Annotated in this window: 7 protein-coding genes, 2 pseudogenes and 1 other annotated feature; of the genes and pseudogenes, 5 read left to right on the forward strand and 4 right to left on the reverse strand. The window is 36.4% G+C overall.

Annotated features, from left to right (window positions below):
- Nucleotides 1-913 (forward strand): nucleoside recognition domain-containing protein (locus ACWQ4X_RS19065; protein WP_457904608.1); only part of this gene is annotated, 913 nt, incomplete at its 5' end.
- Nucleotides 914-968: 55 nt separating this feature from the next.
- Here ACWQ4X_RS19065 and ACWQ4X_RS19070 read toward each other — a convergent pair.
- The 4 genes and pseudogenes from ACWQ4X_RS19070 to ACWQ4X_RS19085 all read right to left on the reverse strand — a co-directional run.
- Nucleotides 969-1,123 (reverse strand): annotated as a pseudogene (locus tag ACWQ4X_RS19070) (addiction module antidote protein); the annotation flags it as partial.
- Nucleotides 1,124-1,167: 44 nt separating this feature from the next.
- A pseudogene (locus tag ACWQ4X_RS19075) lies at nucleotides 1,168-2,401 on the reverse strand (IS3 family transposase).
- Nucleotides 2,010-2,126: a sequence feature (AL1L pseudoknot), on the reverse strand. Its footprint overlaps the pseudogene before it by 117 nt.
- A gap of 310 nt (nucleotides 2,402-2,711) precedes the next feature.
- Complete coding sequence (locus tag ACWQ4X_RS19080; RefSeq protein WP_457904609.1) at nucleotides 2,712-3,179, reverse strand: hypothetical protein; 468 nt, start codon at nucleotides 3,177-3,179, stop codon at nucleotides 2,712-2,714.
- A 124-nt stretch (nucleotides 3,180-3,303) separates the two neighbouring features.
- On the reverse strand, nucleotides 3,304-4,476 hold the full coding sequence (locus tag ACWQ4X_RS19085; protein ID WP_161934472.1) for a replication initiation protein: 1,173 nt from the start codon (nucleotides 4,474-4,476) through the stop codon (nucleotides 3,304-3,306).
- A gap of 913 nt (nucleotides 4,477-5,389) precedes the next feature.
- Here ACWQ4X_RS19085 and ACWQ4X_RS19090 point away from each other — a divergent pair.
- The 4 genes from ACWQ4X_RS19090 to ACWQ4X_RS19105 all read left to right on the forward strand — a co-directional run.
- Nucleotides 5,390-6,166 carry a ParA family protein gene (locus tag ACWQ4X_RS19090; protein WP_000104830.1) on the forward strand — a complete coding sequence of 259 codons (777 nt, stop codon included), beginning with the start codon at nucleotides 5,390-5,392 and terminating at the stop codon, nucleotides 6,164-6,166.
- 18 nt (nucleotides 6,167-6,184) lie between these two features.
- Complete coding sequence (locus tag ACWQ4X_RS19095) at nucleotides 6,185-7,084, forward strand: ParB/RepB/Spo0J family partition protein (RefSeq protein ID WP_120384569.1); 900 nt, start codon at nucleotides 6,185-6,187, stop codon at nucleotides 7,082-7,084.
- 149 nt (nucleotides 7,085-7,233) lie between these two features.
- Nucleotides 7,234-8,832 carry an alkaline phosphatase gene (locus ACWQ4X_RS19100; RefSeq protein WP_457904610.1) on the forward strand — a complete coding sequence of 533 codons (1,599 nt, stop codon included), beginning with the start codon at nucleotides 7,234-7,236 and terminating at the stop codon, nucleotides 8,830-8,832.
- A 15-nt stretch (nucleotides 8,833-8,847) separates the two neighbouring features.
- A partial coding sequence (locus ACWQ4X_RS19105; RefSeq protein WP_457904611.1) for an alkaline phosphatase occupies nucleotides 8,848-9,673 on the forward strand: 826 nt, incomplete at its 3' end.

Consider the following 9,673-nt stretch of genomic DNA (forward strand, 5'->3'; position numbering starts at 1 on the left):
GTTAGATAAATTAATGTCTAAAGCAGGTCTTAGTGGGCGTTCATTTATTCCTTTGCTATCTAGCTTTGCCTGCGCTATTCCCGGAATTATGGCAACCAGAAGCATTAGCTCTGAACGGGATCGATTAGCGACAATTATGATTGCACCCTTGATGACCTGTTCAGCAAGATTGCCAGTATATGCTTTATTAATCGCTGCCTTTATTCCAAACCAATTGATCTATGGCTGGTTAAGTCTGCAAGGATTGGTCCTTTTTGGTCTTTATATGTCGGGAATAGTATCTGCGTTATTAGTTTCACTCTTCCTGAAATTAGTTCGTAAAGATAAAACTGAAAGTATTTTTATTTTTGAACTTCCTACCTATCGAATTCCAGATATTAGAAACATTGCATTAGGTTTGTATGATAGAGCGAGCATTTTCTTAAAACGAGTTGGTGGCATTATCGTGGCACTGTCTATCCTGTTATGGGTACTTGTTACTTTCCCTCAACCACCAGACCACGCAACCATGCCGGCCATTAACTATAGTCTAGCTGGTCAATTAGGACATTTAATTCACCCTATATTTGCACCTATTGGTTTTACATGGGAGATTTGTATTGCCCTCATCCCTGCTATGGCAGCAAGGGAAGTTGTAATTGCTGCTCTTGGTGTCATTTATGCAATGTCTGGCGATGAAAATACAGTAACCCAAAGTCTGCTAAGTCAAATTTCAGGTCCAGATGGGTGGGGGCTAGCCACCGGTTTATCATTATTAGTATGGTTTATTTTTGCTCCCCATTGTCTCGCCACTTTAGCAACAATAAGACGAGAAACAGGTAGCTGGAAACAGCCAGTCATTATGGCAACTTATCTATTCGCATTAGCTTACATCTTTTCATTCATCACATACCAAGTTGCTAGTAATCTTTAATTACCAAAATAATAACAACGGGAGTCTAGTTCCCGTTGTTATTAAATATTCACTGTTAAATTGCTAGCCGTAAATTAAATGCTTTTACAACTTTGATCATAGTATCGAAACTAGGGTTAACCTCACGAGAAAGAACTTTATAAAGGCTTTCTCACCTAGACCAGTATCTTTAGACAATTGAGTCATCCCTTTGACCTTTGCGATAGTTCCCTAAGTGAACCGTACCGGGTTTGTCGGAGACTTTTTTATTTAAGTTAGGCCACCTGACCTAACGGGTTAATCTTATCATAGTACATTGCTTCAAACTCAAAAGGCGATACATAACCCAGTGCACTGTGTACACGCTTTTTATTGAACCAATCTACCCAGTTTAGTGTCGCAAGTTGTACATCTGCTAAACCTTGCCAATCTGCTTTTAAATATTCAATCACCTCTGTTTTGTATAAGCCATTCACCGTTTCAGCCAAAGCATTATCGTATGAATCACCAGTCGTACCGACTGATGCTCGTAAATTTGCAGCTTCTAAACGATTGGTATAGCGAATAGAAAGATATTGAACACCTCTATCGGAATGATGAATCACATTCTTTGGCATGCCTCGGTCGTGCAATGCTTGCTCTAATGCATCGAGCACCATATCTGTATTCATCCGTGTAGATACTTTCCATCCAACAATTGCTCGTGAGAACACATCAATAATAAAGGCGGTATAGACCCAGCCTGAATGAGTTTGAATATACGTAAAGTCACTGACCTGAGAAGCACTGCTTCGCAAGGGTCAGGTCGATCAGCATTAAAATTACGTTTCACTAAATCATGTGCTCTTTTTTGATCATCTCGGCTACGGGTGGTTTGTTTATTCTTACCACGCCAAACACCTTGTATACCTACCTTCTGCATCAATCGAGCAACTGTACAACGTGCGATAACATAACCTTCACGTTTCAATTGTTGCCAGACCTTACGCACACCATATCGACCTGAACTTTCTTTCCAAATTCGTTGAATTTGTTCAGCATGATGCTCATCATGTAGATCTCGTTTCGCTCGATGTTCTGGATTGTCAGCGAGATCTAAAGTTCGGTAATAGGTTGAAGCTGCGATCGGTAAAATCCTACAAATCGCATCAACACCATATCGATCTTTATTGTTATGGATAAAATCCACCATTATTTGTGTGGGCGGTCGAGCTCCGCCTGGGCGAAAAAAGCGGCTGCTTTACGTAGAATCTCATTGGCGCGTTGCAGTTCTTTATTTTCGCGTTCGAGTTGTTTGATACGTTCTTGGTCTGAAAGCTGCTGTACTTTAACTGGATTTTGTTTATCTAAATATTTTTGATACCAAACACGAAGTGTTTCAGGAGTACAACCAATCTTAGGCGCAATTGCTGTGATCGCAGCCCAATTCGATGGATAATCTTTTTCGGATTCAATCAATAATTGAACCGCTCTATCTCTGATTTCAGGGGTGTATTTTACTTTTTTCATCGGGACATTCTCTCAAGAAAAGTGGTCTCCGACAAACCCGGTACGGTTCAAAGCTTTAACTATAAATGCCGCATCGCAATTAGACGGGAATAACATTATGTGTCGTTCAATGACAAATCTTGTGTCACCTGACGTCACAAGTGCAAAACATATAAAATACCCTTTTATGTTATTTTAGAGTATGCTTATACGTTCGATTCATAGAGATCTATTTAAGCTAGCGATCTTTACTTTCATCTACTGTTATTATTTGAAAATCATAATGGGATTGGCGTGTATTAAACCCCTACCCCATAATGTTATATTCTACTCATTGATTTTCTTCTAGTATTTTTAAATGCTCTAGAGAAGACTGCTTCAACTCCATTATTTCTTTTAAATTTTGCGGATACAGCTTAGCCGCTTCTTCAAATAGTTCATTCATTTTAGGCACAGAGTATTGGTTATCAACATTCTTAGCAAAAAGTAAAATACTTGAAAGAGAGAGATAACCTTTTATATAGACCTGCATCATTGTATTAAAGGCAATCAGAGCATCATCAAAGGATTTATATAACATGGTTTCTTGTTGATCATCTGCCTTATAAACAATAAGATGCTCATCATCTGTAGGTTGTAATAAGATCTGTTCCTGTATAAGCATTGCCTGGCATGCCTGTTCAAGTGACATATTCTCAAATACAGGTATCGGTTTATTTTGTTCAACGATAAAATTAACTACATAACCTTGATCTGTCTTCGTAAGTGTGTGGTTAGGAATATAATGATTAGTATTCATGTTCTACCTTAATGGATGAATAATTAGTTCATAGGTCTATTAATTAGCTATCAAAATATGACGTAAACTGATATCAAGCTTATTTTACACCTTATAGTGAAAAGTGTAGCAAGTTGCTACACAGTCATATAACGTCTTTTCCAAATATTTCATTCAATCGTTTTCTATTTTCTTTTACAAAATTTGGATTATTTTTTAATTTATATTTCATTTCTTTCTTAAATTCACTCATTGAACTGCCAGCTACAGCAAAATCCATTTGGAACATAATATCATTCACTATCACATTTGCTTGAGATTCAGTTAAGCACCCTTCTGTCTTAAACCACTTACTAAACTGTTTATAATTTGGGTCGTTTGCATAGATGTACCAAGACCTTACAGTCATATCGAACTTAGCACCTAATTCTTTAACAAGCGCATTATCATCAAAATTGACATCTAAATAGATTTGAGTCTTATCATTAGTATTAGATACAATAACTTCAGTGGCATGCCTATTAAGAATTTTAAATCGAACTCCGACAATAGGTCGACCTTTCTTGATGGTATCGTATTCTAATTGAAGACTAGTCCTTTCATTAATTTCTTCAATAATTTTGTCTAAAACGTATCGTCTAAAATCAACCCAACGATCGTATTTTTTCTCCCCAATATCAATTAATGCTTTGATATTCTCAAGTGAAAGTTCAACCTCATAAGAATCTTGATTAGCATACTTAAATTCATTTTTGATAAAGTATGAATACAAACTCATACTGGTTACAGAGTCCAAAGCAAATAAATCTTTCAATTGATAGGTCGTAAAATTTCCATTTGCTAAACGAGTAAAATATGGAAGTACTTCACTGGTGAAACGTATCTGCAAAGCATTTTTAGCATCATCTTCCCAACGGAGTTCACGAATAATTGGTACTACTGAGTGTACTTTTTTAACTTTACGCTTATTATCATCCACGGGCTCTTCAATTACAAAATGAGCTACTCGTGATGATAATTCTTTATAAATACGATCAATAGCAACATTAATGGAATTCTTTTTATCTAATCCTAATAGTTCGCCTAAATCATCTTTATGCAAATAAATATAAGTTTGCTCTGTGATTTCACGATCTTGATTATTCTTCTCACCATAATTCGCAACAGCCATTGCATAAAGTAGAGCTTTATACTCATTAGATGATAATTCAATTGGTCTAATCAGACGGTTACTAGTGCTGACTACTCCATTATGTCGAATATTACCAATACAATAAGGTAGATGTTCTAATTCTTCTGGTTCGTTGTGATTGCTCATAAGTGGAAAGATTAAAATATTTTCTACATGTTATACACAAAAGTGGAAGAAGATGCAAATCGCTCACTATTTTCCCTTGCTTACTTTAAATTAACTAAGTTTATGACCATCAAACACCCTAAGAGTGGAAGAAGTGTCACTATTAAAGTGCAATTTTGATACTATTCAGCCATATAGTGGAATAAATATAAAATTAAACACTTTTAAGTGACAATTCTTCCACCTTTGATAATTCATCCGTGTCACTAAAGCAATCAATTTGAAAGTAGGAATGGCCTACAACACCACTAAAGTGGAATTGCTAACCACATATTCCACTATTAAAGTGACAAACCTTCCACCATTCCGGTATTCTTGACTATCAAACATCATGTTATCAATTAAATTTTATACAAATAGTTTATCCACAGAATAAAAAACAACTAATGACAAGTCTTCCACCTTTATTTTAAGAAAAACAAACTTATCAACATTATAAATAATTGAATTATATTATTTTAAACTAAAAAATCCACGTTAAAATAAATCACAATGACAAGTCTTCCACCATAGTGACAAACATTCCACTTATCGGTGACAGACCTTCCACTTATTAGTGACAAACCTTCCACTTATCAGTGACAGGCCTTCCACTTATCAATGACAGACCTTCCACTTATTAGTGACACGCCTTCCACCTTAAAAACTTTATCTATTTGTTTTTAAACAAATAAAATTTGTCTAATTATAATTAACTAATTAATATTAATTAATACTAATTAAAATTAGCTAGCTATATTTTTAAAAAAAGGTAAGAAATGTTTTTCCCACATCTTTTGAATTCAAAAGATAAAAATATGACAAAGGAACTGTAGCAAGTTGCTACAAATATCTTTATATTAAATGAAATCAAAGTAAATTCCTTAAGACAAATATGTCAACTAAAATCATTGCTGTAGCTAATCATAAAGGTGGTTGCGGGAAAACAACTACTGTAGTACATCTTGCTTCAGAACTTGCTGAATTAGGAAATAAGGTCTTAGTAATTGATCTGGATCCACAAGCAAATGCAAGTTTACATATAGGATTAAGACATCCTAGCGAAGTTGAAACTACATCAGCTGAATTACTTATTGGTGATATAAGTCTATTATCGGAAGCATTAGAAGAAGAAACAAAATTTAAAAATGTTTCCTTAATATATGGCTCATTAACTCTTGGTAAAACTGAAGATCAATTGAAAGATGATGCACCAAGACCATCCGAGGAACTTTCAAATAAATTGGAAATTCTAGAAGGATTATATGACTACATTCTTATTGATTGCCCTCCTAGCTTAAAATTACTAACCAGCAATGCTTTAGCCGCTTCGACACATGTTATTGTTCCAATTGAATCTGGTTCACAATACGGTCTCTATGGTGTTACTGATTTAATTAATCATTTAAGTAAAATTAGAAGAGTTAACCCTGAATTAGAACTCTTAGGTGCTTTATTAATTAAACATGATGAGCGTCAGAATGTATGTAAATTAATAAAAGATGAAGCATTTAATCAAGTTGGAGAATTATTGCATACCACAATTCCAATGAGCACTAAGGTTAATCAAGCTGCAATTTTGCAACAACCTTTATTATCTGTTGATAAAAACTCAAAAGTTCGAAAAGCTTTTGAAACTTTAGCACAAGAAATTGTTCAGCGTGTCGGATAATATAATTCTGGAAATACTATGGTAAGTAATAAAGAGCTATTGGCTAAACGTCTTCAGCAAAATACTCAAAAGCATCAACATGCCCAAAAGGAGCATATTAACGATGTCAAAGAGCTAAGACGTAATGTACAAATTACAGATATTCAGGCTAGCCCTAACCAGCCTCGAAAACTCTTTAATCAACAAGATATTGAAGATTTAGCAGCATCAATTGAGGAAATTGGGCTATTACAACCAATTGCAGTTCGTAGAATAAATGATAAATATGAGTTGATTGCTGGTGAAAGACGATTGAAAGCCCACCAATTTCTCAATAAGAACACCATTGAAGTAATCATTATTGATGCATCGGATGAAGAAGTTGCTTTATTAACATTAGCTGAAAATTTAAAGCGAGAAGATCTGACAGATTATGAAATATATGTTGGATTAACTTCTTTGGATGAAAAATTAAAAAAAAATAAGCAGAAGTTAGCAAAGTCATTAGGTATGAATCGTGAAGATATGTATAAATATTTATCTTTTGAAAAATTACCTGGAGAGTTGATTGAAGATTTGGAAAAACAGCCGTCATTATTAGCACGGACCGCTGCTACAGCAGTGAAAAAATTTCTATCAGATCATGAAGAAAACCATGAAAATGCTAAAGAAGCATTATTCGAAGCATGGTCAAAATTGCTTAAAAAAGAAGTTGAACAGACAAAACTGGCATCACTAGCTGAAAAAATCTTTAAGTCAAGAGAAACGAAAGAAGTAATTCAAACTTCAATTGTACATAAAATTGAATATGATGGGAAAGTTGCTGGTAATATCAAATTTGACCATAATACATTAAAGGTATCTTTAAAAATCGGACAATTTGATGATCAAAATTTACAAGAATTAGAAGCTTTCCTAAAAAGAATGTTAGAAAAATAAAGTAAAAAAAATAGTGTAGCAACTTGCTACACTATTTTTTGCAATTAGGAAAATTTATATAAGTAGTCATAATAATATTTTCATAAATTTGTCATTTAAATTGAATATTTAAAGCGTATTTTTCGACCATCCTAAGATGAGTCGATGCAATGCTTTGGCATAAGAAAAAATTTAATAAAAAATCAATAAGTTTGGCATGCTGTAGTTTGGGCACAGTTATTTTGACGGGCTGCCAAAGTCCTGCTTTAGTTCAATCATCTTCTGCTTCAGTACAACCATCAAAACAGCCTCAACGTGTGGTTTTTTTCTTGGGAGATGGAATGGGTATAACGACACTAACAGCTGCACGAATCTATGCTGTTGGTGAAGACGGGCAACTGCCGATAGATCAACTTCCAGAGTCAGCATTTGTTCGTACTTTCTCAGAAGATGCACAGGTTACAGATAGCGCACCATCGATGGGTGCTTATATGACAGGTGTAAAAATGAAAAATGAAGTGATATCCATGCAGACTGGAACAATTGCAGTAGAACCAGATCAGGCTGGAAACCATCAATGTGGAACCAATCCTCAGAACCAGAATAAGCAAGATACCCAAACTTTACTCGAATTGGCCAAGGCACAAGGTTGGGGTACAGGTGTAGTCACGACAACTCGCATTACGCATGCTACACCAGCATCGACTTATGCCCATATTTGTCATCGTGATGCTGAAAATGACATAGCATCCCAATTAGTACCAAGTTCGCAAGGTGATACCTATCAGCGTTATAACGTCAAATTAAAAGATGGGGTTGATGTGATTCTAGGCGGCGGTAAGCGTCAATTTCTGCCGAAAGATCAAGGGGGAGAACGGATAGACCAACGGAATTTGATCGCAGAAATGCAACAAGCAGGCTATCGAGTGGTCTATGATCAAACTCAACTCTCCCAGATGAAGTTAGGAAAGAATGAAAAATTATTGGGTTTGTTTAATACTAGCCATTTAAATTATGACTTAGATCGAACCAAAAAAAACTTGCCTGAACCTAGCTTAAAGCAAATGACGTTGGCCGCTTTGGACATTCTAACCCAAAATAAAAATGGTTTTTTCCTGATGGTTGAAGGGGGACGTATAGACCATGCTTTACATGACACCAATGCTAAGCGTGCATTACAGGATACAATTGCCCTAAACGAGGCTTTGGATGCAACCATTAAAAAACTTCGACAAAGTGACCCTGAATTAAAAAATACCTTGATTGTGATAACTGCAGATCATGATCACACTCTAATTTTAAATGGCTATGCCAAGCGTACTGGAAAATATGTACAAGGTCAGGAAACCAGTGTACTAGGTTTGGTTAAAAACTATGATCGTGCGGGTTTTGCCAAAGATATTCATGGACAACCTTATCCGATTATTGGTTTTGGTACGGGCAAAAAGCGTCCGACACAAAATCGGATGGATGACCTAGTAATCAATTTGAAAGACAGTGATATCTGTCATCCAGTACAGGGTCCACAACCTAAACAAGGTGAGAAATATAGTTTTACTTATCCTTTGAGTGAAACTGGCTGGTGTACGGGAGCTGCTGCGGATGATTTCCAGCAAGAAGCCGTGATTCAGACAGGTTTTAAAGATAAAGAAACACATGGCGGGGCTGATGTTTTCTTGGGAGCCATAGGGCAGGGAGCAGAGCAATTCTCGGGTAGCTTAGAGAATGTTGAAGTGAACCATCTGATTCGCAAGATCACAGGCTTATAAGTAGAGGGATATCCAATGAATAGTACATTAAAAACTTTCCCTTACCTGTTGACGCTTTTAACTTCTGCAATCACCTCATGCGGTGTATATGCTGAAAATTATTCAGATTTTAGTCCGACAAAAAATATCATTTTCTTTCTAGGTGATGGTATGGGGCCAACTACGGTAACAGCCAGTCGAATTTATGCTGTAGGGGAAAATGGTAAACTGGCGATGGACACCATGAAACATGCGGCCCGAATCAAGACCTATTCTGAGGATGGTCAAACCACGGACAGCGCACCTTCTATGGGCGCTTATATGACAGGGCAAAAGAATAAAAATGAAGTGATTGCCATGTCGACGGGTACAGTAGCCGTTGAGCCTGATGATGGAACATTGCCAAATGGAAAAAGCCTTGCCAAAGCTGTAAACCGCTGTCCTGAGCAAGGGAGTAGTGTGGCAGCAGGAATCCCCGCTTTATCTATCTTAGAGCTGGCTAAGAGCAAAGGGAAAGCTGTAGGGGTGGTGACGACGACAGAATTGACTCATGCGACCCCTGCTGCAACCTATGCACATATCTGCCATCGTGATGCACAATATGATATTGCCCTACAAGCAGTTCCCAAAGGCAAGGGCTATAACCCAAAGTTGTTAGATGGAATTAATGTGTTGATGGGAGGTGGCTTAAATCACTGGACTGTTTATGACGATGTATCAAACCCCAAAGGTCGTTTGGATGGTCGGGATTTACGAGCAGAGTTAAAACAACAGGGCTATCAAATAGCATTAACCCAGAATGAACTTGCTCAGACAGTCAATAATCAGAAAATTTTTGCAGTGTTCTCTGCTCAGTCACATT

This window comes from Acinetobacter sp. NigerLNRRAM0016, from assembly GCF_054112845.1.

Coding starts and splice junctions, on each gene's coding strand:
- ACWQ4X_RS19085 (WP_161934472.1), bottom strand. CDS start 4,476: ATGAGCAATCACAACGAACCAGAAGAATTAGAACATCTACCTTATTGT.
- ACWQ4X_RS19100 (WP_457904610.1), top strand. CDS start 7,234: ATGCTTTGGCATAAGAAAAAATTTAATAAAAAATCAATAAGTTTGGCA.
- ACWQ4X_RS19080 (WP_457904609.1), bottom strand. CDS start 3,179: ATGAATACTAATCATTATATTCCTAACCACACACTTACGAAGACAGAT.
- ACWQ4X_RS19090 (WP_000104830.1), top strand. CDS start 5,390: ATGTCAACTAAAATCATTGCTGTAGCTAATCATAAAGGTGGTTGCGGG.
- ACWQ4X_RS19095 (WP_120384569.1), top strand. CDS start 6,185: ATGGTAAGTAATAAAGAGCTATTGGCTAAACGTCTTCAGCAAAATACT.